This window comes from Caulobacter sp. X (genome assembly GCF_002742635.1).
Taxonomy (GTDB): Bacteria; Pseudomonadota; Alphaproteobacteria; order Caulobacterales; family Caulobacteraceae; genus Caulobacter.
In genome coordinates, this window is sequence record NZ_PEGF01000002.1 from 367,335 (window position 1) to 393,751 (window position 26,417).

At 67.4% G+C, this 26,417-nt stretch carries 23 protein-coding genes and 2 tRNA genes; 12 read left to right on the forward strand and 13 right to left on the reverse strand.

Annotated features, from left to right (window positions below; genetic code table 11):
* The first annotated feature begins 100 nt into the window (after positions 1-100).
* From zigA to CSW60_RS13950, 6 genes are all read left to right on the forward strand, one after another.
* Positions 101-1,336 carry a zinc metallochaperone GTPase ZigA gene (gene zigA, locus CSW60_RS13925; RefSeq protein WP_099537951.1) on the forward strand — a complete coding sequence of 412 codons (1,236 nt, stop codon included), beginning with the start codon at positions 101-103 and terminating at the stop codon, positions 1,334-1,336.
* Positions 1,336-1,509, forward strand: a complete 174-nt coding sequence (locus tag CSW60_RS23690) for a hypothetical protein (protein WP_201723060.1) — start codon at positions 1,336-1,338, stop codon at positions 1,507-1,509. The genes zigA and CSW60_RS23690 overlap by 1 nt, the downstream gene beginning before the upstream one ends.
* A 4-nt stretch (positions 1,510-1,513) precedes the next feature.
* A complete protein-coding gene (locus CSW60_RS23695; RefSeq protein WP_201723061.1) occupies positions 1,514-2,143 on the forward strand; it encodes a MerC domain-containing protein in 630 nt (209 codons plus the stop codon).
* A 151-nt stretch (positions 2,144-2,294) separates the two neighbouring features.
* On the forward strand, positions 2,295-2,735 hold the full coding sequence (locus CSW60_RS13940; protein WP_143324189.1) for a hypothetical protein: 441 nt from the start codon (positions 2,295-2,297) through the stop codon (positions 2,733-2,735).
* A gap of 63 nt (positions 2,736-2,798) precedes the next feature.
* On the forward strand, positions 2,799-5,114 hold the full coding sequence (locus CSW60_RS13945) for a TonB-dependent receptor (protein ID WP_099537954.1): 2,316 nt from the start codon (positions 2,799-2,801) through the stop codon (positions 5,112-5,114).
* 12 nt (positions 5,115-5,126) lie between these two features.
* A complete protein-coding gene (locus CSW60_RS13950) occupies positions 5,127-6,563 on the forward strand; it encodes a PepSY domain-containing protein (RefSeq protein ID WP_099537955.1) in 1,437 nt (478 codons plus the stop codon).
* 141 nt (positions 6,564-6,704) lie between these two features.
* On the opposite strand, the gene CSW60_RS13955 is transcribed toward CSW60_RS13950, so the two are convergent.
* Positions 6,705-7,979: an aminotransferase class III-fold pyridoxal phosphate-dependent enzyme gene (locus tag CSW60_RS13955; RefSeq protein ID WP_099537956.1), complete on the reverse strand. Its 1,275-nt coding sequence runs from the start codon at positions 7,977-7,979 to the stop codon at positions 6,705-6,707.
* A gap of 82 nt (positions 7,980-8,061) precedes the next feature.
* On the opposite strand from CSW60_RS13955, the gene CSW60_RS13960 reads away from it, so the two are divergent.
* The 3 genes from CSW60_RS13960 to CSW60_RS13970 are packed head-to-tail and all read left to right on the forward strand — an operon-like array spanning position 8,062 to position 10,828.
* On the forward strand, positions 8,062-9,006 hold the full coding sequence (locus CSW60_RS13960; protein ID WP_099537957.1) for a carbohydrate kinase family protein: 945 nt from the start codon (positions 8,062-8,064) through the stop codon (positions 9,004-9,006).
* The gene (locus CSW60_RS13965) at positions 9,006-9,656 is read left to right on the forward strand and encodes a class II aldolase/adducin family protein (protein ID WP_099537958.1); all 651 of its coding nucleotides are present in this window, start codon (positions 9,006-9,008) and stop codon (positions 9,654-9,656) included. Before CSW60_RS13960 ends, CSW60_RS13965 begins: the two co-directional genes overlap by 1 nt.
* The gene (locus CSW60_RS13970) at positions 9,653-10,828 is read left to right on the forward strand and encodes an MFS transporter (RefSeq protein ID WP_099537959.1); all 1,176 of its coding nucleotides are present in this window, start codon (positions 9,653-9,655) and stop codon (positions 10,826-10,828) included. Before CSW60_RS13965 ends, CSW60_RS13970 begins: the two co-directional genes overlap by 4 nt.
* Here CSW60_RS13970 and CSW60_RS13975 read toward each other — a convergent pair.
* The 4 genes from CSW60_RS13975 to CSW60_RS13990 all read right to left on the reverse strand — a co-directional run bounded on the left by CSW60_RS13975 (position 10,797) and on the right by CSW60_RS13990 (position 15,915).
* Positions 10,797-11,489, reverse strand: coding sequence for a TetR/AcrR family transcriptional regulator (locus CSW60_RS13975; RefSeq protein WP_099537960.1), 693 nt, complete (start codon positions 11,487-11,489; stop codon positions 10,797-10,799). The genes CSW60_RS13970 and CSW60_RS13975 overlap by 32 nt on opposite strands.
* A gap of 43 nt (positions 11,490-11,532) precedes the next feature.
* The gene (locus CSW60_RS13980) at positions 11,533-13,791 is read right to left on the reverse strand and encodes a TonB-dependent receptor (protein ID WP_099537961.1); all 2,259 of its coding nucleotides are present in this window, start codon (positions 13,789-13,791) and stop codon (positions 11,533-11,535) included.
* A 238-nt stretch (positions 13,792-14,029) separates the two neighbouring features.
* Positions 14,030-15,373, reverse strand: coding sequence for an MFS transporter (locus tag CSW60_RS13985; RefSeq protein ID WP_099537962.1), 1,344 nt, complete (start codon positions 15,371-15,373; stop codon positions 14,030-14,032).
* Positions 15,370-15,915, reverse strand: a complete 546-nt coding sequence (locus CSW60_RS13990) for a hypothetical protein (protein WP_099537963.1) — start codon at positions 15,913-15,915, stop codon at positions 15,370-15,372. Before CSW60_RS13990 ends, CSW60_RS13985 begins: the two co-directional genes overlap by 4 nt.
* Positions 15,916-16,045: 130 nt before the next feature.
* Here CSW60_RS13990 and CSW60_RS13995 point away from each other — a divergent pair, with 130 nt between their 5' ends.
* The gene (locus CSW60_RS13995) at positions 16,046-16,951 is read left to right on the forward strand and encodes a LysR family transcriptional regulator (protein ID WP_099537964.1); all 906 of its coding nucleotides are present in this window, start codon (positions 16,046-16,048) and stop codon (positions 16,949-16,951) included.
* Between the two features lie 220 nt (positions 16,952-17,171).
* On the opposite strand, the gene CSW60_RS14000 is transcribed toward CSW60_RS13995, so the two are convergent.
* The 6 genes from CSW60_RS14000 to CSW60_RS14025 form a co-directional block, all read right to left on the reverse strand.
* Positions 17,172-17,245, reverse strand: a tRNA-Cys gene (locus tag CSW60_RS14000).
* Between the two features lie 191 nt (positions 17,246-17,436).
* Positions 17,437-17,526 (reverse strand) — tRNA-Ser (locus CSW60_RS14005).
* A 104-nt stretch (positions 17,527-17,630) separates the two neighbouring features.
* Positions 17,631-18,050, reverse strand: coding sequence for a PaaI family thioesterase (locus CSW60_RS14010; protein ID WP_099537965.1), 420 nt, complete (start codon positions 18,048-18,050; stop codon positions 17,631-17,633).
* Positions 18,051-18,128: 78 nt separating this feature from the next.
* Complete coding sequence (locus CSW60_RS14015) at positions 18,129-18,971, reverse strand: MBL fold metallo-hydrolase (RefSeq protein ID WP_099537966.1); 843 nt, start codon at positions 18,969-18,971, stop codon at positions 18,129-18,131.
* A 154-nt stretch (positions 18,972-19,125) separates the two neighbouring features.
* On the reverse strand, positions 19,126-19,803 hold the full coding sequence (locus CSW60_RS14020; protein ID WP_099537967.1) for a hypothetical protein: 678 nt from the start codon (positions 19,801-19,803) through the stop codon (positions 19,126-19,128).
* Positions 19,804-19,914: 111 nt separating this feature from the next.
* The gene (locus CSW60_RS14025) at positions 19,915-20,937 is read right to left on the reverse strand and encodes an RluA family pseudouridine synthase (RefSeq protein WP_099537968.1); all 1,023 of its coding nucleotides are present in this window, start codon (positions 20,935-20,937) and stop codon (positions 19,915-19,917) included.
* A 93-nt stretch (positions 20,938-21,030) separates the two neighbouring features.
* Between CSW60_RS14025 and CSW60_RS14030 the strand changes: the two genes are divergently transcribed.
* Together CSW60_RS14030 and CSW60_RS14035 are read left to right on the forward strand one after the other, a co-directional pair.
* The gene (locus tag CSW60_RS14030; protein ID WP_099537969.1) at positions 21,031-23,520 is read left to right on the forward strand and encodes a TonB-dependent receptor; all 2,490 of its coding nucleotides are present in this window, start codon (positions 21,031-21,033) and stop codon (positions 23,518-23,520) included.
* A 103-nt stretch (positions 23,521-23,623) separates the two neighbouring features.
* Positions 23,624-25,330, forward strand: coding sequence for an alkaline phosphatase (locus CSW60_RS14035; protein WP_099537970.1), 1,707 nt, complete (start codon positions 23,624-23,626; stop codon positions 25,328-25,330).
* Positions 25,331-25,342: 12 nt separating this feature from the next.
* On the opposite strand, the gene CSW60_RS14040 is transcribed toward CSW60_RS14035, so the two are convergent.
* Positions 25,343-25,969, reverse strand: a complete 627-nt coding sequence (locus CSW60_RS14040) for a LysE family translocator (RefSeq protein WP_099537971.1) — start codon at positions 25,967-25,969, stop codon at positions 25,343-25,345.
* Positions 25,956-26,375, reverse strand: a complete 420-nt coding sequence (gene hisI / locus CSW60_RS14045; RefSeq protein WP_099537972.1) for a phosphoribosyl-AMP cyclohydrolase — start codon at positions 26,373-26,375, stop codon at positions 25,956-25,958. The genes CSW60_RS14040 and hisI overlap by 14 nt, the downstream gene beginning before the upstream one ends.
* Positions 26,376-26,417: the final 42 nt, after the last annotated feature.

Sequence of the window (26,417 nt, forward strand, 5' to 3'; positions counted from 1 at the left end):
CGAACTCGCGACGGGACACCGCGCATAAATCATAAATGTTATAACGTAACAATCCTTGTCGGCCGGCAAGGGCGGCGCTATGTGTGTTATACTATAACACATGAGGGCGCGCTTGACCGTCGAAGCTTCCCAACCCCGAGGTCGGATCGACCGCCGCCTGCCCGTGACCGTCCTTTCGGGCTTCCTGGGCGCTGGCAAGACCACCTTGCTCAACCACGTGCTGGCCAACCGCGAGGGCAAGAAGGTCGCGGTCATCGTCAACGACATGAGCGAGGTGAACATCGACGCGGCGCTAGTCGCCGAGGGCGGGGCGGATCTTTCGCGCACCGACGAAGCCCTGGTCGAGATGTCGAACGGCTGCATCTGCTGCACCCTGCGCGAGGATCTGCTCAAGGAGGTCCGTCGTCTGGCCGCCGAGCGGCGTTTCGACTACCTGCTGATCGAGTCCACGGGCGTCTCCGAGCCAATGCCGGTGGCGGCGACCTTCGACTTCCGCGACGAGGCTGAGCAAAGCCTGTCGGATGTGGCGCGGCTGGACACCATGGTCACGGTGGTCGACGCCTTCAATTTCCTGCGCGACTACGCCTCGCGCGACAGCCTGGCCGATCGCGGCGAGACGGCCGGGGAGGGAGACGAGCGGACGGTGGTCGACCTGCTGGTCGAACAGATCGAGTTCGCCGACGTCATCGTGCTGAACAAGGCCGATCTCGTCTCCGCCGACGACCTGGGCCGGCTCGAGGCGATCATCGCCACCTTCAATCCGCAGGCGCGGATCGTGCGGTCGGAGCGCGGCGCGGTGGCGCTGGACGACGTGCTGGACACCGGCCTCTTCGACCCTGTCCGGGCCGAGGGCGCGGCCGGCTGGCAGAAGGCGCTGATGGGCGAGGTGCTGCCCGAGACCGAGGAGTACGGCATCAGCCACTTCGTCTATCGCGCGTCCAAGCCGTTCCATCCCGAGAAGCTGAAGGCCTGGCTGGACAGTGAATGGCCGGGCGTCATCCGCTCCAAGGGCTTTGTGTGGCTGGCGACCCGCTACGATCGGGTCGGCGGCTGGAGCCAGGCGGGCGCGGTCACCCAGTTCGGCCCCCACGGCCGTTGGTGGGCGAGCGCGCCGCAGGAATATTGGCCCGAGGATCCGGCTTGGCGGGCGGCGATCCAGAAGGTCTGGAAACCCGTCCATGGCGATCGCCGCCAGGAGATCGTTCTGATCGGCCAGAACATGGATCGCGAGGCGCTGACCCGGGGCTTTGACGCCTGCCTGCTGTCCGACCTCCAGTTCGGCTTCGGCCCCAAGGCCTGGACCAAGCTGCCTGACCCGTTTCCGGCATGGGGATGATGGCGGTCGAGCCCGCGCCCATCGACGACTTTGTCGCGCCCTCGGCCGCTTGGGTGGCGCAGCGGTTTGGCGTCAGCGAGGACGAGGCCGAATGGGTGCTGGTCCTTTACCGGTTCCAGACGCTGTATCCGGACGGCCCAGAGCCCGGCAGGTTCTACTGCGAGGCTTTGTGACGCCATGACGCTTCTGATCGAACACCGCTTGCGCCGCATGGAGCCCTATGAAGCCGCGTCGTTCTGGATCGCCCGTCGGGCGCGGGGAGCGCTCAGCGACGATGAGCGCGCGCTCTTTTCCCGCTGGCTCGAAAACCCCGCCGCCGCCGATGCCTATGGCCGGATGGACCGCCTATGGGCCGAGCTGGGCCTAATGAAGCCAAGGCGAGCGCGTTTCGCCGCCGGAGATCCACTCATGAACGCCAATTTCGACAAGGCCCTGGACCTTTCAGCCGTGAGCCTCTCGGCGCTCTGCTTGGTTCACTGCCTGGCCTTGCCCGCCCTGTCTCTCTTCCTGCCGGTTCTCGGCCTATGGGCGCGAGCTGAGTGGGTGCATGTGCTCTTCGTCGCCTTGGCCGCGCCCATCGCGGTATTGGCGTTTGTCGATCGCAAGGCGTGGCGTCCGTATTCTTGGCCCCTGCTTGGCCTTGCCCTGGTGGGTCTGGCGCTCATGCTGGCGGGAGCCACGGATGTCTTCAGCGCCGTGGACGAGCGTGTGACGACGGTGTCGGGAGGAACGCTTCTGGCCCTGGCGCACCTCGGAAATCTACGTCGCCGACACCAGATGGCGCGTCGAGATTCGTGCGGCCATTGACGGCCATATCGAGTTCGCCTTGACGCTCTTCCGCTCCGCCGTCGGCTTGGCGGAGGTCGCGGATTGAAATCAGGGGATGAACGGAAGAGGGGGTCATCCCTAGGGGGCGGACCGCTAGACAGTGAGCCGGGTTGGGCGTAGGGGCGTCGTCATGAACCGGGGGACGACACGACTGACGCCGTGGTTGGCGCGCTTAGGCGTGACCCTGGCCTTCTGCGCGGTCGCCCTCCGGATCGCGATCCCCAGCGGCTATATGCTCGGTCAGCCCAGCGGCGTGAACGGCCTTCCGGCTCTGATGATCTGCTCGGGGCAGGGCGCGCTGGAGGTCAAGAGCGGCGCCAACCCCGCTCTGGACGGCTTGCGCAAGATCGTCGCCGATCAGGACAAGAAAGACGGCGAAAAAAGTGCGCCCCAGCATGGATGCGCCTTCGCGGGGCATTCGACTCCTGTCCACGCGCCGGATCTCCAGAGCCTAGCCGCGCCGGCTTTCGCGCCGTTCGTCCAAGCCGCCTCGACGCCGCTTCATCAGCGTCCGGGCCTTGGACTGGCCGCGCCGCCGCCGCCCAAGACAGGACCGCCTTCGATCGTCTGACACCGAATCCCGTCCGCCAAATCGGCGCGGCGGCTCAACCTTGTCTGACGAACGGAAATAAAAATGACTGTCTCTCGCAGCGCCGCGTCCGCGCGCGCTCTGCTGGCCGCGCTCGCGTTCAGCCCTCTTTCGCTACCCGCCGTGGCGATCGCCGCCGACGCCGCCGTTCCGGCCGCCGACGCCGCCGAAGCCAAATCCAACGAAGTCGATCAGGTGCTGGTCGTCGGGCGGGGTGACAAGCCGGTCACCGTCGTGCCCCGCGGCCTCGCCGTCTCGCTGGGGCAGACCGAGTTCGAGGCGATCAACGCGGTCAATGTCGAAGACCTGATGAAGTACGCGCCCGACTTCTTCGTACGCAAACGCTTCGCTGGCGACGACAACGCCGTGGTCGCTCTGCGTGGCACCAACACCGTCCAGAGCGCCCGCACCATCGTGTTGGTCGATGGTTTCGTGGTCTCCAACTTCCTGGGCAACCGCTACGACTATCCGCCCAAGTGGAACGTGGTCGGCCCGGCCGAGGTGCGCCAGTTCGACATCGTCTATGGCCCCTATTCGGCTCGCTACGGCGGCAACTCGATGGGCGGGGTGATCTCGGTCACGACCCGCGAGCCCGAGCCTGGCCGCGAGGTCTACGCCAACGCCCAGACCATGATCATGCCGTTCAAGGAGTACGGCTTCGATCAGACCTTCAAGGGCTACAGCGCCGAGGGCGGAATCTCATACAAGCAGGAGGACGGCCCGTGGAGCGTGCGCGGCGGCTTCCGACATTTCGAGAACACCGGCCAGTCGATGACCTACAATCTGCTGACCGCCACGACCGGGACGGGGACGGCGGTCACCGGCGCCTACAACGATAGCCGCCTGGCCACGCCCGTGTTCGGCGGGGCCTCGCCCGTGCACGTCATTCAGGACCAGCTCCGCCTGCGCGTCGGCTATGCGGCCGCCAATGGCTGGGACATCCAAGCCCTGGGCTTTGCCTGGAAGACCAATCAGGATCTGACCAATCCGCGCAGCTGGCTGGTCGATGCTTCTGGCAAGCCGGTCTATCAGGGCAAGGTCAGCTACGCCGGCAAGACCTGGAACGCCACGGGCCTGACCTTCTCCGAGACCGACCGCACCGAATATCTGGCCGGACTGAAACTGGCCGGTCCGCTGGCGGGCTGGAAGGCGTCGTTCAATCTGTCGCGCTACTGGATTCCCGACCAGGACGCTCGCACCTCCAACGACTACGCCACGGGCGCATCCAACGGCGCCGGCACGCAAAGCCGTCAGACCAAACCCGGTTGGTGGACAGGCGACGCGACCTTCGATCGCGCCTTCGGCAAGCACGAGATCGGCTTTGGCCTGAACGCCAACCTCTACGAGGCGGGGACCGACACCTACGCCACCACCAACTGGCACACAGCGACCGCGCCGGTTTACTCGACTTCGACCTACGGCAAGACCAGCCTTTGGGGCGTGTGGGCCGAGGACGCCTATGATCTGGACGGCAACTTCGTCCTGACCGGCGGTCTGCGCTTCGACAGCTGGCGCGCCTTCGACGGCGGCATCGGCAAGCGCGTGTCGGGCGCGCGGGTCGACAGCGCCTATCCGGAACGCGATGAGACCTCGGTGAGCCCGAAGCTCTCGCTGCAAGGTCAGATTCCGGGCGACTTCGAGCTGCAGGTCAGCCTCGGGACCGCCAAGCGCTTTCCGACCGTCGGCGAGCTCTACCAGGGACGGTTTGACGACATCACCCGCCAGATCGATCCGACCAGCTATGACCCGAACCTGAAGTCCGAGAAGTCCACGGACGCCAGCGTCATCCTGCGGCGCAAGTTTGGGAAGGTCCGCTCGACCACCAGCCTGTTCTACCAGGACATCGACGACGCGATCTTCAGCTTCAGCGGCCTCAACCAGTACGGAACCGTCGTCACGTCCTACAAGAACGTCGACAAGGTCCGCCAATATGGCGTGGAGCTGATCCTAGAGGCCTCGGACGTGCTGATCCCGGGCCTGGACATCGACGCCAACGTCACGCGGATCGACGCCAAGACCATCAAGAACAGCGCCAACACCGCCGCCGAGGGTGTGAAGTTCCCGCGCATTCCCGATTGGCGGTCCAGCGGCAATGTCCGCTATCGCATCAATGACCGCCTCAAGGCCTCGCTGGGTTGGCGCTACGCCTCGCGCCCCAACTCCGACCTGTTCGGCCTGGTCCGGGGCGACGCCTACGGCTTCCAGACCGAGTACTTCACGGTCGATACGCGGGTTTCGTGGGACGTCACCAAGAAGGCGCAGCTGAGCGTCGGGATCGACAACCTGTTCAACGACCAGGCCTACGTCTCCCACCCGCTGCCGCAGCGGACCTTCGTCTTCGACATCAAGACCAAGTGGTAGGAGCCTGACCTCATGACCACGTCCAGCCCGGCCCTGATCAAGGCTCGCCGAACGATTTTCGACTATCGCGCCATCTGGCGCTGGCACTTCTATGCCGGCCTGTTTTGCGCGCCGTTCGTCATCATCCTGGCGATCACCGGCTCGATCTATCTGTTCAAGCCTCAGGTCGAGGCCTGGCTGGATCGCCCCTATGACCACCTGACGCTGACGGGGAAACCCGTCAGCGCCCAGGCCCAGGTCGACGCGGCCCTCAAGGCCGTGCCAGGCTCGCGCCTGCGCACCTATGAGGTGCGACGCGAAGCCGATGACGCCGCCCGCGTGGTGGTGGGCAAGAAGGGCGAGAACATCCTCGTCTATGTCCATCCCGAGACGCTGCGGATCCTCAAGGTGATCAATCAGGATGATCGCCTGATGCAGATCGACAAGACCATCCATGGCGAACTGCTGATGGGCGATAATGGCTCGATCCTGGTCGAGCTGGCCGCCTGCTGGGCCATCGTGATGGTGGTGACGGGTCTTTATCTGTGGTGGCCGCGTCAGGCCCAGGGCCTGGGCGGCGTGCTCTATCCGCGTCTTGGTCGGGGTTCGAAACTGTTCTGGCGCGACCTGCACGCCGTCACCGGCGTGTGGATCTCGAGCCTGGCGCTGTTTCTGCTGCTGACCGGTCTGCCTTGGGCCAAGGTCTGGGGCGATAGTTTCAAGGAAGTGCGCAAGCTGACCGGCACGGCGGTCGCCAAGCAGGACTGGTCGACGGGCCGGGCCGGGGAGAAGGCCGAGAGCCGGGCGCTGGACGCCTCGGGCGGCGGCGAGCACGCGGGTCACATGGCCGGGATGGACATGGCCGGCATGGACATGGCGATGACGCCGTCGGCGCCGACGCCCGCCCTAGACCGCATGGCCGCGACGGTGCGGGCCATGGACCTGCCGCCGCCAGTGCTGATCGCGCCGCCCTCCAGCAAGAAAGGCCGCAACGCCTCGCCCGACTGGACGGCGCGGTCCGATACGCCAAACCGGCCTCAGCGGGTGACCCTGACGCTCGATCCCGCCTCCGGCCAGGTGACCCGCACCGAAGGCTTCTCCGCTCGACATCCGATCGACAAGGTCATCGGCTATGGCATCGCGGCTCACGAGGGCCAGTTGTTCGGCCTCGCCAATCAGCTTCTGGGCGTTCTCACCGCCATCGGCTTGATCACCCTCAGCGTCAGCGGCCTGGTCATCTGGTGGCGTCGCCGGCCGCGGGGACAGCTGGGCGCGCCGCCCGCCTTGCCCGAAGGCCGCATCGCGGCCGGCGTGGGCGTCTTGATTGTCGTGTTCGGCGTGTTGCTGCCGGTGCTGGGAGTTTCGATGATCGCGATCGCGCTTCTGGAGCGTCTCGCGCTTCGCCATATCCCCGGCGTCCGCCATTGGCTGGGGCTTCGGTCAAGCGAAAGACCGGCGGAGGCCGCCTGACGCAATCGCGGCGCTGGCCACCGTTCAGCCGCGCTTAGTCGGCCGGGGTAGCGGTCGATGCGACGCGGTTTGAGGGTGGTCTCCTTCCGCTTGCTTCAAAGGGCGCACTCCTGCCTTGATCCCGCCCGTCTTGTCTGGAGCCTAGCCGGCGACCGAGTGTAGGAACTCCAGCTTGGCGACGGGTTCCAGCGGGCCTGCGGTCTTCAGCAGCTTGAAGGCGTCGTCGGCCGCCTCGACCGCGTGATCGATGTCGGCGTCGGTCATGGCGGTGGTCATGAACATGTTGTGCCAGGGGTGGAAATAGACGCCGCGCTTGAGCAGGGCGTTGTTCCAGAAGTAGCCCTTGGCGCCGGTGGGGTCGTCGTCGACCATGATCAGCGGCATCTGCGCCGGACCGGTTTGACGCAACCCGAAGCCATGACGGCCGGCGGCCTCGTCGAGCCCGGCGCGCAGCCGCTCGCCCAGCGCGATGGTGCGCTCCAGGTAGTCGGTCTCGCGGATCAGCTTCAGGGTCGCCAGCGACGCGGCCATCGGCGCCGCCGAGAACCAGAACGACCCGGTGGCGTAGATGGTGGCCGCCGCGAAGCGGGCGATGTCGGTGCCGAGCAGGGCCGAGATTGGGTGGCCGTTGGCGATGGCCTTGCCCCAGCTGGACAGATCAGGCTTCACGCCGACCAGGGACCAGCTGCAATCGCGCGCCAGGCGGAAGCCGGCGCGGACGTCATCGACGATCAGCAGCGCGCCGTGCTCGTCGCACAGTTCACGGGCCCGGCGGGCGTATTCGGGATTGGGCAGCTCCTGATCGACGAAGGTGTCGTGCTTGATGGGCGAGGCGAAGATCGCCGCCAGGTCCGAGCCGGCCTCGCGCACGGCGGCCTCCAGGCTCTCGACGTCGTTGTATTCGTAGAACACCTGGTTGGCGCGGTCAGCGGGCGTGGTCCCGTTCTTCAGCGGCGTGCACCAGGGCTGGGCGCCGTGATAGGCGCCCTTGGCCAAGACGATGGTCTTCTTCTGGGTGAAGTTGCGGGCGATCATCATCGCCATGGTCGTGGCGTCGGTGCCGTTCTTGCAGAACATGGCCCAGTCGGCGTGGCTAACCTGGGCGACCAGGGCCTCGGCCAGTTCGACCATCGCCGGCCCGGGGCCGGTCATGGTGTCGCCGCGCTTCATCTGGTCGACATAGGCCTGGTCGATGGCGGCGTGACCATAGCCGAACAGGTTGGGGCCGTAGCCGCACAGGAAATCGACATAGCGATTGCCGTCGGCGTCCCAGAGATAGGCGCCTTCCGCTCGCTCGAAGAACTGCGGATAGTCGTCGGGCAGCAGCATGACCGACTGGTGGCCGTACATGCCGTTGGGGATCACGGCCATGGCGCGCTCGCGCAGCGCGGTGTCCTTGCTGTTGGTCCAGGTCATGTCGAGCGCCTCGCCGATAAGATAGTTTTGACTATCATAATGGCTGAGGCATAGTGGCTGTCAATGTGGGGGAGAGACGGCGATGAAGACCGGTCTGACATGCATTGGCCTGACGACGCTGGACGTGGTGGCGCGAGCCATCGACGCCTTGCCGGAAGGCGAGGGCACTACGCTGATCGAGGGGATCGCCTGCGCGCCGGCCGGCACGGCGGCGGGGGCGGCCTTGGTCGCGGCCAAGCTGGGCATGACGGTGCGCCTCGCCTCGGCCGTAGGCGATGACCTGATCGGTCGCTTCATCCGCATGGCGCTTGACGAGGCCGGAATAGATTTGACCGCGCTGGAGACCCTGCCGGGCCTGCCGAGTTCGACAACGGTGCTGGCGGTCGACTCGGCGGGGCGTCGTCCGAACTTTCACGCTCTGGGGGCGGGCATGCTGGCCAAGGCCACGCCTGAAGCGCTTGAGGCGGCGATCTCGGCGCGTTTCCTGCACTATGCCGGGATCGGCGGCCCGATGCTGGATGGCGGCGCGGGGGCGGACCTCGTCAAGGCCGCGCGCGCGGCGGGCGCGACCGTGACCTGCGACCTGATCTCGCCCCAGAGCACGGCGATGGACGAGCTCAAGCGGCTGCTGCCCCATGTCGACTATTTCATGCCCAGCGCCGCGGAGGCGGTGTTCCTGACGGGGCAGGACGACCTGTTTGCCGCCGCCGATCTATTTCGTGAACTGGGCGCGGGCGGCTGCGTCATCAAGAATGGAAGCTGCGGCGCCGTCGTGGTGCTGGACGACGTCCGAACGACTCTGCCGGCCTATCGGATCAAGCCGGTGGATACGACCAGCTGCGGCGACTCCTATTGCGCGGGCTTCATCGCCGCGCTGGATCGCGGGTGGACGCCGCTGGACGCCGCCCGCTTCGGCGCCGCGACGGCCGCGTTGGTGGCGCAAGGACTGGCTACCCTCGGCAAGCTCGAGAGCTTCGAGGCGACGGAGGCGGCCATGGGCCAGATGACGCTCGGCGAGGCCGCCTGATGGCCGCGATGGACGAAGGCGCGCTGCGCCAGCGCATGGTCGAGGTCATGCGCGCCATGGACGACAAGGGCCTCAACCGCGGGACCTCGGGCAATGTCTCGGCGCGCTGTGGCGAGGCGATGCTGGTGACGCCCAGCGGCGTGCCCGCCGCCCGCCTGACCGCCGAGCAGATGGTGCTGGTCCAGCCCGACGGATCGACCGCTCCTGGATCCCTCAAGCCGTCCAGTGAATGGCGGATGCACCAGGGCTTGTTGGATCGCAGGCCCGACGTCGGAGCGGTCGTCCACTGCCACTCGCGCCACGCCACCATCCTGGCCTGCGCGAACAGGCCGATCCCGGCGGTGCACTACATGGTCGCCGTCGGCGGCGGAACCAGCGTGCCGGTCGCGCCCTACGCCACCTTCGGCTCGACCGAACTGGCGCAGATCGTCGTCGAGGCGCTGGACGGCCGCTACGCCGCCCTGATGGCCAATCACGGCCAGATTGTCGTCGCCCCCAACCTCGACTACGCCCTGGCCATCGCCGAGGAGATCGAGGAACAGGCCGCCGTCTACTGGGGAACGCTGGCCATCGGCGGCCCAACCCTGCTGGCGGAGGACGAGATGGGCCACATCCTTCGCCGCTTCAAATCGTACGGGCAGGGTCGATGAGCGTCTCCGACGCCGCGGTCGACGCCCCGGCCCCCGTCGCCTCGCCCCCCGTCGCTTCACCATCGCGCCATGACGCTGCGATAAGCCAGGGTGTCGGCGTGGTCGCGCTGCTGATCGCGGGGCTGCAACCCGTGATCCTGGGGGCGATGGAGCGGGAAGGCCGGCTCACTACGGCCCAGATCGGCCTGGCGGCCACGGTCGAGCTGATGGCCCTGGGCGTGGCCTGCGGGCTGGCGGCGGCTCTTCTGAAGCCCACAAACATCCGGCTGAAGATCGCGATCACCTGTCTGCTGCACGCGGGCGCCATGCTGGCCACGACCCTGACCAGCGGCGTCGGCGTGATCCTCACCCGCGCGCTTGCGGGGGCCTGCGCCGGGGTGATGCTGTGGCTGGCCATTGGCGTCATCGCGCGGGCGTCCAAGCCGGAGCGGGCCTCGGGCGTCTTTGTCACCCTTCAAACCTTCGCCCAATTGGTGTTAGCCGCGAGCCTGCCGGCCACGGTCATGATCCCTTGGGGCGTCAACGGCGCCCTGGTCTGCCTGGCGGGAATCTCCGTGCTGGCCGGCCTGGCGGCGCTGGCCGGCCCCGACCGCCTGGCGGTCCTGCCCAAGTCCGACGAGGGCGGGACGCTGGACGTTCGCTCCATCGGCGGACTGGCGGCGGTGTTTCTGTGGATGGCCTTCATCGTCGCCCTGTGGGTGTATCTGGAGCCCCTGGCCGCCCGGGCGGGTCTCACGCCGCGCGAGGCGGGCCTGGCCGTCGCCCTGGCTTTGGGCCTGCAGGTGCTGGGCGGCGTCGCCGCCACGGCGGTGGGCGACCGCGTGTCGCCGAGCAACGTTCTGCTTGGCGTCGGCGTCATCAACGCCGTGATCCTGGCGACGCTGTGGAGCGGCCCGGGACGTAGCGTGTTCGTCGCCTGCGTGGCGGCGTTCGGTTTCCTGTGGCTGTTCGCCCTGCCGTTCCAGACCTTGCTGCTGATCCGGATCGATCCTACTCGCCGGGCTTCGATGCAACTCGGCGCGGCTCAGCTCTTGGGCAGCAGCGCGGGGCCTCTCGCGGCGTCGCTGGTGGTGGGCGAGGGCCCGGTCCGACGCGCCCTGATTCTGTCGGGAGCCTGCCTGGCCTTGGCCCTGGGCCTGATCAGTCTGTTGCGGCCGAAGTCGCCCGCGTGAGGTGCTGGTAGTACAGCGCCACCATCCAGCAGATCTCCTCGTTGATCTTCTCCTCGTCCTGGTCCGGCTCTTCCAGGACCATCTCGGTGGCGGCGTACATCATCTGCGTCGTCAGTCGCGTGGCCGTGCGCAGGCGGTCCTCGCTGGCGGCGGGGTTTTCGGCCTTCAGGATCTCGAACAGCGTCTGGGCGACCATATCGCGCGAGGTGGTGCGCACTTCCTGTAGCATGGGCAGGGCCCGCAGAGCGCGCAGGATCCAGTCGCCGCCCGGAAAGTCGCGGGTAATGGCGTTGATCTGCTTTTGCAGGTCGCGGTTCTTGGCGACCGACTCTTCGAGTGTCGAGGACTTCGTCCCGCCGGCCTCGAGCCAGGACAGGACAATCTTGTCCTGGGCGTCCATCAGCCTATGAGCAAGCTCCTTGAGCAGGGCGTACTTGTTGGGGAAGTAGCGGTAGAGGGCCGGCGGCGTCAGGCCCGCGCGCTCGCATACCAGGTTGGTCGTCAGACGCTCGAAGCCGACCTCGGCCAGCAACTCGCCGGCGGTGGTCAGGATGACCTCGAACGTGTCCTTGCCGCGCCGGCGCGAGGGGCGCGACTTGGTGTCGAGCGCGGGCGCGTCGGTCTTGGCTACGGTGGTCTTGGCGGCGGTGCTTCTTGCCATGACGTCCTGATAGCAAGATGCCCGCCGCCGACCAACTGCGACGCTAGTAGTGATAGCGCAGGAAGACGCCCAAGCTGCGCGGGCGGTTCATGCTGAGCAGATCCTCGCCCAGGCTGTCGATGTTCGAGATCGACACGACATAGGACTTGTCGAACAGATTGCGGGCGAAGGCGCCGGCCTCGATCCGCTGGTCGGGTGAGCGCCAGCTGACCTGGGCCCCGGCGATCCACACCGCGTCCTGCGACAGGCGCTCGGCGTTCGAATTGTCGAAATAGACCTTGGACGAATAGTTGGCGTCGACATTGGCGACGATCGACGCGCCGCTCGCCAATGGCGCCACCCAGGTGGCGGACGTGTTGAAGGTCACCTTGGGCGACTGCGGCAGGCGATTGCCCGTGTAGTCCTGGCCCTCGCTGAAGTAGTCGCCGAACTTTGCGTGCAGCAGCGAGACGCCCGCGGTGAGGGTCAGGGGCTGAATCGGCCGAGCGGTGATCTCGGCCTCGCCGCCGTAGACCTTGGAATTGGCGGCGTTGTCCAGCACCAGCACGGTCAGGCCGTTGCGCAGCGCCTGGGCGAAGACCTGCTGGTTCTTGTAGTCGTAGTAGAAGCCCGACACGTTCAGTCGCACGCGGCGGTCGAAGAACTCGGACTTCATTCCGACTTCGTAGGCATCCAGCGTTTCGTTGTCGTAGGGCTCGACCTCCTCAGGCGTGGTGGCCAGGCCGCCGAAGAAACCGCCGCTCTTATAGCCGCGGTTGTAGGTGGCGTAGACGTTGGCGTCGTCGCTCACCGCATAGCGCAGGCCAAGGCGACCCGAGAACGCCGAGAAGGTCTTCTTCTGGTCCGAAGCCAGTAGAACGATCAGCCCGTCCTCGATCTGGCTCTGGTAGTTCATGTGCTTGTCGTCCGCCGACCAGCGCAGGCCGACGGTGCCGGTCAGCCTGTCGGTGATCTTGTAGTCGGCCTGCCCGAACAGCGCGTAGCCCTTGGTCTTCTGGGTATAGGGCCAGCCGAACACCGCGACGCTGTTCTCGGGGCTCAGGCCTGTCGGATTGTCAGGCGTGGCGAACAATGGGCGCAGGTCGCGCAAGGTGTCTTGGCGGGTGTTGTCCTGGACGGTCTCGTCCATGAAGTAGCCGCCCAGCACCCAGTTCACGCGACCGGACGGATCATCGGACTGCAGGCGCAGTTCCTGGGTGAACTGCTGGTGACGGGAGCGATAATTGATCTCCAGCATCTGGGCCGGACTGCCGTCGGTGTTCTCGAGATCGTTGCGGTGGGCCCATTGCCAGGCCGTGACCGAAACCAGCTGGATGCCGTTCAATGTCCAGGTGGCCTGGTTCGAGGCGCCGAACAGGTCGACCTTGTCCTTGCCTTCGAGATTGCTGTCGATCGCGCGGCTGTTGTTGTCGGTGTCGGCGTAGCCGAGGAGGTCGGCGCAGGCGCCGCCGGCGTACGCGTTTGGAGCGCACAGGCCGTTAGGGCCGGTTGCTTCGGCCGTGGCGGGGAATAGGGCGCGATGCTGAGGCGCGATGGCGTCGCCACGGTTCACATAGCGATTGACCTGGGTCAGCATCTCGAAATTTTCGGTCGGCGTATAGAGCAGCGACAGCCTTCCGGCCCAGTGGTCGGCGGCGTTGACGTCGTGGCCAGTGACGCGGTTGTAGGTGTAGCCATCGTCCTTGACCCACTGGCCGGCGGCGCGGAAGGCCAGCTTATCGGCGACGATCGGACCACCGACGGCGGCCTCGACAGTCTTGGCGTTGAACGTGGCGTATTCCACCGAGGCGTCGGCGGTGAAGCTCTGGGTCGGGCGCTTGGTGGTGATATTGATCGCGCCGCCGTTGGTGTTGCGGCCATAGAGGGTGCCTTGAGGGCCCCGCAGGACTTCCACCTGGGCCAGATCGTAGAAACCGGCCATCTGGGCGAGAGGCGAGCCGATATAGACGCCGTCGACATAGACTCCGACGCCGCTGGAAGCGTTGGGATTGAAGTCGCTGAGGCCAACGCCTCGGATGTAGATCTTGGGATTGGCGGCCGCGTCGTTGGCGCTGATCCGCATGCCGGGCGCCATGTTGTTGAGCGCCAGGACGTTGTTGACGCCGCGCGCGGACAAGGTGTCGGCGGTCAGGGCGGTGACCGAGACCGGCACATCCTGAAGGTTCTCGGCGCGCTTCTGCGCGGTGACCACGATCTCCGCGATCGCGGTGTCGTCCCGCGGAGGCGCTACGGTCGATTGCGCAGCGGCAAGACCACCACAGATCGCCCAGGCGGATACGCCCATCAGCCATGCTGACTTCATGCCTAACTCCCCATCTCACCCAGTACTGCGACTGCTTCTCTCAATACGATAATAAAAACTATCTATTGGCAAGGGCGCACGCGCTAAGTCGGCCTAGCGCGCGTAAGTGGGGGTGGTGGGCGAATATTGTGCAGGGCGCGCCCGATGCAGCCTAGGAGCGCTGAACGTCTCCTCACGGCTGGAGGCGCAAGGTCCGCTTGTGGCGCGAAGCCTCCGGTCCCACGCGCGGAACACCGCGTTAGGCCGGATAGGCCTCGAGCTTGGAGCGATGAAGCGCGCTGACCAGGCCAGCCGCCAGGGTGAAGGCTGCGCCCATCGCCAGTCCGAGGCGCGGGGCGGTGTCGAGCCCCAGCTGGCTAAACAGCAACGTCATACCCACGACCCCCGCTGTCTGACCGGTGAGCCGCGCCATTGACTGCAGTCCGCCCGCCGCGCCGCTGCGCTCGGGCGGCGCGGAGAGGAACATGTTGCGATTGTTCGTGACCTGGAACAGTCCAAAGCCCAGGCCGCAGAGCATGACGATCGGCAAAATCGCGAACGGCGCCTCGGCCAGCGGCCAGGCGGACGCCGCGAGAAGGCCGGCGGACAAGAAGGCGCAGCCGGCCGCGCAGAACGCCGCCGTCGTGGAGGGTTTGGCCAAGCGCCCAGCCAGCGTCGCGGAAACGGCGGCCGTCAGCGGCCACGGTGTGATGTAGAGGCCCGCCTCCAGGGGGCTGAGACCAAGGCCGTGCTGGAGGTGGAACGGAAGCGCGACGAGCGCCGCGCCCTGGCCGATGAAGCAGCAGACTGACGCCATCACCGATCGCCGGAACGACGGCGCGCGGAGAAGGTCGAGCGGCAGGAGCGGAGCGGCGTGGGACGCCTCGCGCCGGATCAGCAGCATCAGGCCCAGACCGGCCCCAACGCTAGCGCCCACGCCGAGGGCGGGCGCCTTCGCGATCCATTCCGCGCCAACGATCAGCAGGCCGAACGCGCACATGCTGAGGACCAGGTTCACCCGGTCGAGCCGCCGCGCCGAGCCGGGCGCGCGGGGGAGATTTCTGGCCATGGCGAGCACCAGGGCGCCGACCGGGAGATTGACGGCGAAAAGCCATGGCCAGCTCGCCAGCGACAGGATGAGCGCTCCGATCGTCGGTCCGGCCGCCGAGGTGAGGGCGACCACCAAGGCGTTCCAGCCGATGGCGACGCTCAACCGGTGGGCCGGCACGATGGCGCGCAGGAGGGCGACGCCGAGCGACATCACCGCGGCCGCGCCCAGGCCCTGGCCCAGCCGGGCCATCACCAACACCGTCAGGTTCGGCGCCGCCGCGCAGAAGCCGGAGGCGACGGTGAACAGCGCCACGCCGCCGATGAAGACCCGGCGGTGGCCAAGGCTCTCGCCCAGCGCCGCGCAGGGCAGGAGCGCCATGACAAGGCCGGCTTGGTAGGCGGTGACCACCATGACCGCGGAGGCGGCTGAGACGCCCAGGTCGCGCACAAGGCTCGGCAGCGCCACGTTCACGATCGAGGCGTCCAGCACCACGAGCATCAGGGCGGTCAGCACCGATGCGATCGCCAGGACGGGACGGCTAGACGAGATCATGGCCGAGCGACCCGAAACACGCCGTCCTGATCGGCGTAGCGCGTGATCCGGCCCTCTTGCTTGTCTTCGACCTGCAGGTCGCGTTCGGTGAAGCGGAAGAGAAGGGCGGGCCCGCTCCGGCAATGGGTGTCGTGGATATCGCCCGGCAGGTAGGCCATCGCGGTTCCAGGCCGGACCAGGGTGGCGTCGCGCTTGACCAGGCGCACCTGTCCGTCCGGGTCCGTCGCCCGTCCGTAGCCGCCCATCTCGACGTCGCCGCTCTGGACGCCGTACAGCACCCAGCTGCGCCCATGGTCGTGCGGTCGACGATAGAGCCCTTCGTCCTCAGTGTGGGCCAGAAGCACGAAGCCATGATCGGGATCGCGATAGAGCTCGCGGCTCGCCGGCCTTTCGTTGAGCAAGGCGGCCAGCCAATCCTCGGTCGTAGGCGCATGTAGAAGCGCCCGCAGATGCCCCCGGCAGTCGGCGATCAGTTCGCTCGAAAGCGGGCCCCAGCTAGACCGGACGTCCGCGATGAAGGCTTGAAGCGAATTCCTGTGCATTGGCTTTCCTCTCCCGCCGTGATCGGCGTTTGAGGAAGCTAGCGGCGGCTAGGATGTGGCGGAACGCGCACGGGTCTCACTGAATTATTGCGTTTGACGCCATGCTTGATGCTGGTGTTACGCTCGTCGAATGCAAACCCCCGACCTCAACCTTCTGGTGACGTTGGACGTGCTGCTGGCCGAAGGCAGTGTCACGCGGGCGGCCTCGCGGCTCCGGCTGAGCCCTTCGGCCATGAGCCGCGCCCTGGCGCGCCTGCGCGAGGTGACCGGAGACCCCTTGCTGGTGAGGGCAGGGCGGTCGCTAGTCCCCACGCCCAGAGCGGTCGAGCTTCGCGACCGTGTCGCCCAACTGGTTCAGGACGCGCGGGCGGTGCTTCGCCCGGTCGAAGGGTTGAACCTGGGGCGATTGCAGCGCGTCTTCACCCTGCGGGCCAGCGAAGGGTTCGTAGAGACCTTCGGTCCGGCTCTGATCTCGCGCGTGGCGGTCGAGGCGCCCGGCGTTCAGCTGCGTTTCGTCCAGAAGCCCGACAAGGACAGCAAGCCGCTGCGCGATGGTCTGATCGACCTTGAGACGGGCGTGGTTGAAGGCGACACGGGTCCCGAACTTCGCACCCAGGTCCTATTTCGTGACCGTTACATCGGAGTGGCGCGCCCGGGGCATGAGTTAATGAAGGGCCCGATGACGCCGAAGCGCTATGCGGCCGCGGCCCATGTGGCGGTCTCGAGAGACGCGCTCGCCAAAGGCCTTATCGACGATGCGCTGGCGCAGACCGGCGCCAACCGTGAAGTCACCACCGTTGTTGGCGGCTTCGCCACGGCGATCGCGCTCGCGAGATCAACGGGCTTGGTCGCCACCGTGCCTGAGCGTCATACGGCAGGCCTGAGGGACGGCCTGGTAAGCTTCGAACTGCCCATGCCTGTCGCCGCGTTTTCGGTATCTTTGCTCTGGCACCCTCGCATGGACGCCGATCCGGCTCATCGCTGGCTGCGGGCCAGCGTGCGGGACATCTGCGCAAATCCGGCTGACAGTCTATAGCCACGAGCCCGCTTGCATCTTCAGCGGTCGGAACAGCGCCTAGTCAGCGCGGGTCCAAGGTCGGCCCTTGGCGTCATCTGCTCGCGCCGGCCTGCGTTTCGACTTCCGCCTTGTCGATAATCGACCACGCCTTGGCGATCTTGCCGTCTCTCGGGGCGTGGAGAGCGCGCTCGTGGAAGACGATCCGCCTTCCAGCCAGTTTGACGTACTTGAAAAGTGGTGGAGGCCCGGGCCGGAATCGAACCGGCGTGCACGGATTTGCAGTCCGCTGCGTCACCACTCCGCCACCGGGCCATCCGGGTCAACGCAGAGCGTTGGCGAAGAGGGGCGTTGGCTATCAGACCGGGCTCGGGCGAGCAATGGAAAATCACGCGCGGCCGGCTCGCTCCTGGGTTAGGTGGAGCGGGCCAAGAGTGAGCGCGTCGCGAGACATCGGCCGTCCAGGCTCGAGCCGGTGACTGCACGCGGTTTCGGAAGCGAGGGGGTGGCGGAGAGGGTGGGATTCGAACCCACGGTGCCCTTCCAGGCACGCCGCATTTCGAGTGCGGTACATTCGACCACTCTGCCACCTCTCCACAGGTGTAATTCCGGGAGCTTTTGGGGCCGCCCGAGGTCGAGGGCGCGATAACTAGCGGCGTCGCCGCCGGGAAGCAAGCCCCTCTTCCCGGCTTTTTTCGCCTCAGACTTTTGGCCGCAAAATCATCTGGGTGCAGCGGAAAAGCGCGATGGTCTGGCCGGTGGTCTCGTTCGTGACGACGGCGTCCCAGACCTGGGTGTTGCGGCCGCCGTGGACCAGCTTGGCCTCGACCGCGACGCCGCCGTCCCGCGCCGTCCCGAGGAAGTTCGACTTCAGCTCGATGGTCGTGAAGCTGGTCCCGCCCTCGGGCAGCGAGGTCATGCAGCCGTAGCCGCAGGCCGAATCCGCCAGGGCGATGACGCTGGCGGCGTGCAGGAAGCCATTGGGCGCCATGTGCCGCTTGTCGACGTCGAAGCGGCCCCGGACATGGCCGTGCGTCGCCTCCAGCCACTGCAGGCCCAGAAGGTCGGGCAGGCTGCCGGCCTGGGCGGCGGTCAGGGCGGCGCTGAAGTCCTGGGCCATGGGGGCGCTCCGCAATTGGGGTTTCAGACCCTATGCGGCCGCGCGCCGGCGCAAGTCAATTGCTAAAGAAAACGAAGTCTAGAGCTTGGTCAGATCGACGGGGGCGAAGCGGGCGCCCGCGCCAATATCGGGCGGCAGGCGTCCGGCGCGGACGGCGACCCTGAGGGCCGGGCCGGCCACCGTCGATTCCGGCAGCATCGCGTCGGCGGTCGTGCGCATGGCGATGAAGTTCAGTCGATCGACGGTGTCGTTCAGCTGAATGTTGGACGCCTTCTCCGCGGCCACGGTCGACTCGCAGGGGAGGGCCGCGCAGACGCCCGGCATGACGCGGGTCTGGGGCGGCAGGCTGAGGATCTTGCGGGCGTCGTCAAAGGTCTTGCCGGCGTCGGCGCCAGGCACGTCGCAACGGCCCGAGCCCTCGGACGGGGCCAGCAGCACGTCGCCGGTGAAGATGGCGTCGGCGACGCGGTAGGCGACCGCTCCGGGCAGGCGGCTTTCGAGCGCCAGGGCGACGATCTTCAGGCCGCCCATCGGCAGGGCCTCGCCGTGCTTGGCCAGCTTGTCGAAGTCCCAGCCCTCGAGGTCGACGCCATCCTCGCCGAGGACGGGAACCAGGCGCTTAAGGCTTTCGACCACGCGCGCCCCAATGCAGATGGAGGCGCCGGTCTCGTATTTCAGATGGCCGGCGGCCGACAGGTGGCCAGTGTGCAGACCGGTCTCGAGAATCCAGGTGGGGCCCAGGTCGCGCGCGCGAATGTCGGCGATGATCTTGTCCACGAAGCCGGTGTCTACCGCTTCGGTTTCGGGATCGAAATCCAGGACGGGATCGACAATGGCGCAGAGGAATGTCGCGGGGTCGATGATGAGATACGTCACCGTCCCGGTCGCGGGATGGTGATAAGCGATGATTTCCGGCTGCATTCCGTAAGCCCTAGCCCCGAGGCGGACACCTTGACCGCCAAGCCGTTAAACATCAGCGAACGGCAACCCTTGAAAAAAAGTATCCGAGAGATCGGATACGCTTTCAAGGACGGCTAAATACTGGCCTTGGAGTTTCGGCGACCCAAATTGGGTCTTAGCGCGACGTTGCGTCGCAGGGGTGAGCGCCGTCGCGCATGCCCGCGACCCAGAGGGGTTCGACATAGCGACCGCCGGTCCGGAAGCCGGGCGCGCAGCCGTCCGGCGTGTCGTCCGTCCTGCCCGGACCGCCGGTCATGACCGACAGGGCGACCGACTGCTGCGAACCGCCGCGAAGGCGACCATAGCCGTAGCCATAGGGACCGCCGTAATAGGGGCCGCCAGCGTACGGATCGGCGTAGAAGCCGCCGTGCTTGCCGAAATCCGTCTTGGAGACCGCGACGCCCACCGTGGTGTTCTCGCCGACGGGGAACAGGGCCGAGGCGTAGGCGCTGCGGTAGCCGCCGGTGCCGACCGAGACGCCCATCGAGCCGTGGACCTTGGGCTTGCCGTCCTCGTCCCGGTCCGCGGGCAGCAGGCCGCGCGGGCCGTCTTCGGAACGTGGCGCGGGGGTCTCGGCCAGGAAAGCGGCGATCTGCTCCTGGGTCGTCAGCGGCCTGGAGGCCGCCGGTGTGATCGGCGCGGCCTGGGCGGCGGCCTTCAGCGCTTCGGGCGTCGGCTTGGCCTGGGCGGTGGCGATCACCTCGTCATCCGGGATCGGCGTGGCGCCGGACGCGGCGAACGCAGGCGCGGCAGCGGCGAGGCTGGCGGCGAGGGTCGCGATAAAACGTCGCATGGCGAAGCTCCGGAATGACACGCTACGACACTAGAGCGCCAAGCCAGCGTAATTAGGGCGCTTTTATTGCGTCGGCGCAAGCTCGGCCTGGGGCGCTCCGCCAAGGGCCAATCAGAGGGCTTCCAAGCTGCCTTGAAGCGTCGCCATGTCGGCGGGAAGCGGCGTTTCGAAGCGGAGGGTCTCACCGGTGATCGGATGGACGAACCCCAGCACCGCCGCATGCAGCGCCTGACGCTTGAGCCCGGCCGCCTGGATCGCCTCGCGGACGACCGCGGCCGGTTGGCCCGCGCCATAGACGGGGTCGCCCAGGCACGGGCTGCCCTTGCTGGCCATGTGGACACGGATCTGGTGCGTACGGCCGGTCTCGAGGCGGCAGGCGACGCGGGCGGCCAGCGGCCTGTCCTGCGGACCGAACGCGGCCTCGACCTTGTAATGGGTGATCGCCTCGCGTCCGCCGGACCGCAGCACCGCCATCTTCTTGCGATCGCCGGGCGAGCGGCCCAGCTGGGTGGTGATCGTTCCGGAAGGGGGCGAGGGCGCGCCGCGGGTCAGGGCGATGTAGAGCCGGTCGATGTCGTGGGTGGCGAATAGGGCCGACAGTCCCTTGTGCGCGGCGTCGCTCTTGGCGGCGACCATCACGCCCGAGGTGTCCTTGTCGAGGCGATGGACGATGCCCGGACGGGCGACGCCGCCAACGCCGGACAGGCTGTCGCCGCAGTGGTGCAGCAGGGCGTTGACCAGGGTGCCAGTCAGGCTGCCGGGCGCGGGATGGACGGCCATGCCGGCGGCCTTGTCGACCACGATCAGATGCGCGTCTTCATAAAGCACGGCCAGCGGGATGGCCTCGGGCTCCGGATCCGCCGGGATCGGCGGCGGGACAAGCAGGACATAGGTCCCCGCCTTGGCCTTGCGCGAGGCGTCGCCGACCAGCTGACCGTCCAGCGACAGGCGGCCCTCGGCGATCAGCGCCTGCAGCCGTGCGCGCGACAAGTCGGGAAGCAGCAGGGCGAGCGCCTTGTCCAGCCTTTGGCCGGCAAGCTCCGGCGTCAGGACAGCCGTCAGCCTTTCGCCATCAGCCCCGGATTCCGCGTCGTCGAGGATGTCATCGTCCAACCTGTCTTCCGCGTGGGTCACCGGGGTTTCATCGCTCCTTCACATGTCCGTCGCACCGACGACACGTGTCATGCCTACGGGCCAACTAGAATTTCGTATTCAGGGGGATAGTCGATGCGGGCTTTTCGCACCACCACGCTGTTGACCGCCAGCCTCTTGGCCTTGGTCGCCGCCGCGCCGGCCTTCGCCGCCGACGCGGCCGCCGCGCCGGGCGCCGAGGATCAGGACACCCGTCTGGGCGAGGTCGTCATCACCGCTCAGAAGCGCGCCCAGGACCCGGTCGAGGTGCCGATGGCGGTCACCGCCTATTCCGGCAAGTTCCTGGAGGCGATCGGCGTCAAGGCGTTCGATGAGCTGTCGGCCTTCACCCCGGGCTTCCTGGTCCAGAACCAGTCGAACAACAATTCCGGCTTCGTGATGCGCGGCATCACCTCGGACTCCGGCTCGGCCACCGACGAGACGCGCGTGTCGATCTATCAGGACGGCGTGCCGATCTCGCGCTCGCGCGGCTCGTACGTCGAGCTGTTCGACATGGAGCGGGTCGAGGTGGCCAAGGGCCCGCAATCGACGCTGTTCGGCCGCGGCGCCCTGATCGGCGCGGTGAACCTCGTCCAGAACAAGGCCAATCCGGCCAAGAACGACTGGCTGCTGAAGGGCGAAGGTGGCACGGGCGGCTATTTCGTCGGCGAGGGCATGGTCAATTTCGCGTTCGGCGACGGCAGCGCCCTGCGCATCGCCGCCCGCGCCCGCAAGAACGACGGCTATGTCGATGACGCGGCCGGCGGCGACGCCTACAACTCGACCAACACCAAGGCCGTGCGCATGGCCTACCACCTGGAGCCTGGTCCGCTGAAGCTGGACCTGATCGGCAACTACCAGGAGGACTCCACGACCGGCACGTCGTTCAAGAGCCACACCTTCAATCCAAGCAATCCGGTCACGGGCGAAGTGCTGGGCGATACGGGCGTCTCGTCGGCCGCGACCTTGGCGCCCGGCGCGGGTTTCGAAGGCGGCAAGCCGCTTGGCCTCGACCGCAAGGTCTATGGCCTGACGGCGCTGGCTGAATACAAGATCAGCGACAGCCTGACCCTGTCGTCGATCACCGCCACCCGCGCCTTCCATTCGGTGGAGGTGTTCGATCCGGACGGCTCGTCCCTGCCGATCCTGACCTTCGCCGAGGACGCGCAGGGTCGCCAGCAGAGCCAGGAGCTGCGCCTACGCTATGACGGCGGCGGCCGTTTCACCGGCTTCGTCGGGGCCAACTACTTCCACGAGACGGGGTCGTGGCGCATTCCGGGCCAGTTCGACGAGCGCCTGGTCCTGGCCCTGCTGGCCGGCAATACGCCGCTGGGCATCAGCCGGCCGAACCCGCAGCCGTTGGCCTATCTGACCAACCCCGCCTATCTGGCGCAGGTTCTGCAGCTGGGCTTTGGCATCCCCGCGTCGATCGCCCCCGGCATCGTGTCGAACCTGAAGCCGGTGCATCGCGAGGAATTCGCCAACTACGGCGAGAACACCGCCTATGACGTCTATGCCGACGGCACGTTCAAGCTGACGGACAGGTTCGAGATCACCGCCGGCATCCGCTACACCAGCGAGGATCGCTGGGCGGCCTACCGCTCGAACGTCCAGAACGGCCGCTCGATCCTGGGCATCCTTCTGGCCGCGCCGACGGCGACCAACCTGTTCCTGGCGGCTCAACCGAACGCCGTGAACAATCCGCTGCTGCCGACCGTGGGCCTGATCACCCAGGCGACGACCAACAACGGCGACACCTTCTCCAAGTCGATCGACGATAGCGGTCTGACCTGGCGCGTGGTGGGGCGCTATGAGCCGGCGGACAATCTCAGCCTCTACGCCTCCTACGCCCGCGGCCGTCGCCCGGACGTGATCTCGTCCAGCGCGCCGTCGACGCCGCTGGGCGCGGCCCGCTTCAACGTGGTCGCCTCCGAGACGGTCGACAGCTACGAGGCCGGCGCCAAGGGCAAGGTGCTGGACGGCCGCCTGTATCTGTCGGGCGCGGTCTTCCGCTACGACTACGACAACTTCGCCACCAGCTTCCGCCAAGGCGCCCAGGTCGTGACCCTGAACGCCGGCAAGGCCAAGGCCTACGGCTTCGAAGGCGAGGCGCGCCTGCAGGCCGGCGACTACTGGACCCTGTTTACGACCTACGCCTACAACCACGCTCGCCTCGAAAGCGGCCTGCGCAAGGGCAACCGCTTCCGTCTGTCGCCGGACCAGAGCTTCTCGGCCGGGGCCGCCTTCAGCCGTGAGGCGCTGGGCGGCAAGCTGACCTTCACGCCCACCTACACCTGGCGCTCGAAGATGTTCTTCGACGACGACAACGACCGCAGCGACCTGCAGTCGTCGGGCCTGTTCCCCGACACCAAGGTCGACGAGTTCCAGAAGGCCTATGGCCTGCTGAACGTCCGCGTCGGCTTCGGCGCCGTGGACGATCGCTGGAAGGTCGAGGCCTTCGTCGAGAACCTGGGCGATGTCAGCTACCTGAAGGACGCGGGCAATACCGGCGACAGCTTCGGCATCCCGACCTTCATCGCTGGCAAGCCGCGCTTCATGGGCGTCGGGATCACCTTCCGTCACTAAGGTCTAAGGGCGTCATCGCGCGAGGGTGACGCCCGCCTGCTTTCGTTGTCTCATTCCACCAACTTGGCCGCTTGCTTGGCCGCGTGCCCTGGGGGAGCGCATCATGACCATCGACCGCCGCAAGGTTCTGGGCCTTCTGGGCCTCTCTGGCGCCGCCGCCGGCGAGGCCGCCGCGGCCACGGTCAAGGGCCTGCATGACGGCCCCGTCCGTTTCGAGCACGGCGTCGCCTCCGGTGATCCTCTGCAGGATCGCGTGATCCTCTGGACCCGCGTGACCGCGCCGGGCGCCAAGCTGCCGGTGGGCGTGCGCTGGGACGTGGCGAGCGATCCGGACTTCAAGACCATCGTCCGCCAGGGCCACGCCACCACGGACGCCGGCCGCGACCACACGGTCAAGGTCGATGTGACGGGGCTGAAGCCGGGGACGGAGTACCACTATCGCTTCCGCGCCAGCCGCGCGGGCGAAGCGGTCGGCGAGGCCGTGCTCGGCCGCACGCGCACCCTGCCGACCGGCGCGGTCAAGGACGTCGTCCTGGCCGTGGCCTCGTGCAGCCTCTATCCGAACGGCTACTTCAACGCCTACGACGCGATCGCCAAGCTGCCGCGCGTCGACGCGGTGCTGCACCTGGGCGACTACATCTACGAGTACGGCGCCGCGCCGGGCGACTACGGCATGAATTCGCCGACCGCCAAGACCCGCGCGCCCGACCCGCCGCACGAGATTGTCACGCTGGACGACTACCGCCGTCGTCACCGCATCTACAAGACCGACCCGATGCTGCAGGCCGCGCACGCCCGCGCGCCGTGGATCGTGGTGTGGGACGACCACGAGACCGCCAACGACAGCTGGATCGGCGGGGCCGAGAACCACCAGCCCAAAACCGAAGGCGATTGGGCGACGCGCAAGGCCGCGGCGCTGAAGGCCTATTACGAGTGGATGCCGATCCGCGAGGCCGCGCCGGGAACCCTGCCGGAGGCCGCCTGGCGCGGCTTCCAGTTCGGCGACGTGGCGACGCTGTTGATGACCGAGACGCGCCTGACCGCGCGCACGCACCAGCTCGACTATGAGACCGACCTGCCGATCATCGACGGCAAGCCGGACGTCGCGGCCTTCGTGGCCAAGTGGAAGGACCCGTCGCGACGTATGATGGGCGCCGACCAGGAGCGGTGGCTGGCCGCTCAGGTCCAAGCCTCGGTCAAGGCCGGTACGGCCTGGCAGGTGCTGGGCAACCAGGTCGTGATGGCCCGTGTCGCCACGCCCAACCTGGAGAAGACGATGGGCGCGGACAAGTTCGGCGCCCTGGTGGCCCAACTGCCCGACTACGCCAAGAAGCGCGTGGCCCAGTCGGTGGCGATGTCGGCCTACGAGATCCCGTCGAACCTGGACGCCTGGGACGGCTATCCGGCCGATCGCCAGCGGGTCTACGACATCTTCGCCGCCGCCGAGGCGCGACCGATCGTGCTGGCCGGCGACAGCCACATGTTCTGGGCCAACGAGCTGTGGAACGACGGCGGCGACAAGCGCGTGGCCGTCGAGTTCGGCGCGACCTCGATCACCTCGCCCGGCTATGGCGACCTGATGCCCGGCGCGCCGATCGGCGAGGCCTTCGTCCAGCGCAACAAGGAAGTGAAGTACAGCCACGGCAGCGCCAAGGGCTTCGTCCTGCTGACCCTGGAGCACGGCAAGGCGACCGGTGACCTGGTGGCGGTCTCCACGATCCTGGACCCGAGGTACGAGACCAGCGTGCTGAAGCGCTTCGTGGTCACGCCGGCCGCCGACGGCGGGGTGGAGGCGTTGAAGGAGGGCTAGTCGCCAGTCGCCCTACCGTCGCTCCAGCGCCAGCCGCAGCCCGAACGCCACGAACACGCAGCCCGTCACCCGGTCCAGCCAGCGCACCACGACCGGCACGCGCAGCAGGCCGGCGATCGGCACCGTGGCGGCGATCAGGGCGGCGAACCACAGTAGGCCCTCGACCACGTGGATCGAGGTCAGCAAGAGGCCGAAGCGCGCCGGATCGACGCCCGGCGGCATGAACTGCGGCAGGAACGAGACGTAGAAGACCCCGACCTTGGGATTGAGCAGGTTGGTCAGCAGGCCTCGACGCAAGGCCGCGATCGGGCCGGCGTCGACGGGGCGCATCTCGCCGGGCTCGAACTGGTCGCGGGGTTTGAAGATCATCCTGAGCCCGGTCCAGGCCAGGTACGCCGCGCCGATCCACTTCAAGGCCGTGTAGGCGGCTTGAGACGCCGTCAGCAGGGCGCCGACGCCGAACGAGGCGGCCGCGCCCCAGATCAGGCAGCCCAGGCCAATGCCGATCGCCGCGCCGGTCGCGCGGCGCGGGCCCTCGGTCGCCGCCGTGCGGATGACCAGGGCGGTGTCGAGTCCCGGCGTCAGGGTCAGCAGACCCGCCGCCAGGCTAAAGGCGACCAAGGCCTCAGTCGTGGTCATGGAGGGGCTTTTCGCGCTCGACCAGCTTGCCGTCCTCCAGCACCCGGTAGAAGCACGAGCGGAACCCGACGTGGCAGGCGCCGCCATCGCCGCGCGGGCGCACCTTCAGCAGAACGGCGTCCTGGTCGCAGTCCACGCGCAGCTCGATGACGTCCTGCAGCTGGCCGCTGGTCTCGCCCTTCTTCCAGAGCTCATTCCGCGAGCGGCTGAAATAGTGGGCGATGCTGGTCTCGACGGTCAGCTTCAGCGCCTCGTCGTTCATCCAGGCCAGCATCAGGATCTCGCCGGTGTCGGCGTGCTGGGCCACCGCCACGACCAAGCCGTCGGCGTTGAAACGGGGGGCGAGGTCGGACCCCCGCTCCAGGGCGTGCTTATCGTGGGCGTGAGGGAACAGGGGCGTGCTCATGGCGCCACATATGGCGCAGGCGGAAGAGGCGCGCTAGCTTCC

Coding starts and splice junctions, on each gene's coding strand:
- CSW60_RS13970 (WP_099537959.1), top strand. CDS start 9,653: ATGAGCGTCTCCGACGCCGCGGTCGACGCCCCGGCCCCCGTCGCCTCG.
- CSW60_RS13955 (WP_099537956.1), bottom strand. CDS start 7,979: ATGACCTGGACCAACAGCAAGGACACCGCGCTGCGCGAGCGCGCCATG.
- CSW60_RS14010 (WP_099537965.1), bottom strand. CDS start 18,050: ATGGCCCAGGACTTCAGCGCCGCCCTGACCGCCGCCCAGGCCGGCAGC.
- CSW60_RS13975 (WP_099537960.1), bottom strand. CDS start 11,489: ATGGCAAGAAGCACCGCCGCCAAGACCACCGTAGCCAAGACCGACGCG.
- CSW60_RS14015 (WP_099537966.1), bottom strand. CDS start 18,971: ATGCAGCCGGAAATCATCGCTTATCACCATCCCGCGACCGGGACGGTG.
- CSW60_RS13945 (WP_099537954.1), top strand. CDS start 2,799: ATGACTGTCTCTCGCAGCGCCGCGTCCGCGCGCGCTCTGCTGGCCGCG.
- CSW60_RS13960 (WP_099537957.1), top strand. CDS start 8,062: ATGAAGACCGGTCTGACATGCATTGGCCTGACGACGCTGGACGTGGTG.
- CSW60_RS13980 (WP_099537961.1), bottom strand. CDS start 13,791: ATGAAGTCAGCATGGCTGATGGGCGTATCCGCCTGGGCGATCTGTGGT.
- CSW60_RS14020 (WP_099537967.1), bottom strand. CDS start 19,803: ATGCGACGTTTTATCGCGACCCTCGCCGCCAGCCTCGCCGCTGCCGCG.
- CSW60_RS13940 (WP_143324189.1), top strand. CDS start 2,295: ATGAACCGGGGGACGACACGACTGACGCCGTGGTTGGCGCGCTTAGGC.
- CSW60_RS14035 (WP_099537970.1), top strand. CDS start 23,624: ATGACCATCGACCGCCGCAAGGTTCTGGGCCTTCTGGGCCTCTCTGGC.
- hisI (WP_099537972.1), bottom strand. CDS start 26,375: ATGAGCACGCCCCTGTTCCCTCACGCCCACGATAAGCACGCCCTGGAG.
- CSW60_RS23695 (WP_201723061.1), top strand. CDS start 1,514: ATGACGCTTCTGATCGAACACCGCTTGCGCCGCATGGAGCCCTATGAA.
- CSW60_RS13995 (WP_099537964.1), top strand. CDS start 16,046: ATGCAAACCCCCGACCTCAACCTTCTGGTGACGTTGGACGTGCTGCTG.
- zigA (WP_099537951.1), top strand. CDS start 101: ATGAGGGCGCGCTTGACCGTCGAAGCTTCCCAACCCCGAGGTCGGATC.
- CSW60_RS13950 (WP_099537955.1), top strand. CDS start 5,127: ATGACCACGTCCAGCCCGGCCCTGATCAAGGCTCGCCGAACGATTTTC.
- CSW60_RS14040 (WP_099537971.1), bottom strand. CDS start 25,969: ATGACCACGACTGAGGCCTTGGTCGCCTTTAGCCTGGCGGCGGGTCTG.
- CSW60_RS23690 (WP_201723060.1), top strand. CDS start 1,336: ATGGCGGTCGAGCCCGCGCCCATCGACGACTTTGTCGCGCCCTCGGCC.
- CSW60_RS13990 (WP_099537963.1), bottom strand. CDS start 15,915: ATGCACAGGAATTCGCTTCAAGCCTTCATCGCGGACGTCCGGTCTAGC.
- CSW60_RS13965 (WP_099537958.1), top strand. CDS start 9,006: ATGGCCGCGATGGACGAAGGCGCGCTGCGCCAGCGCATGGTCGAGGTC.
- CSW60_RS13985 (WP_099537962.1), bottom strand. CDS start 15,373: ATGATCTCGTCTAGCCGTCCCGTCCTGGCGATCGCATCGGTGCTGACC.
- CSW60_RS14030 (WP_099537969.1), top strand. CDS start 21,031: ATGCGGGCTTTTCGCACCACCACGCTGTTGACCGCCAGCCTCTTGGCC.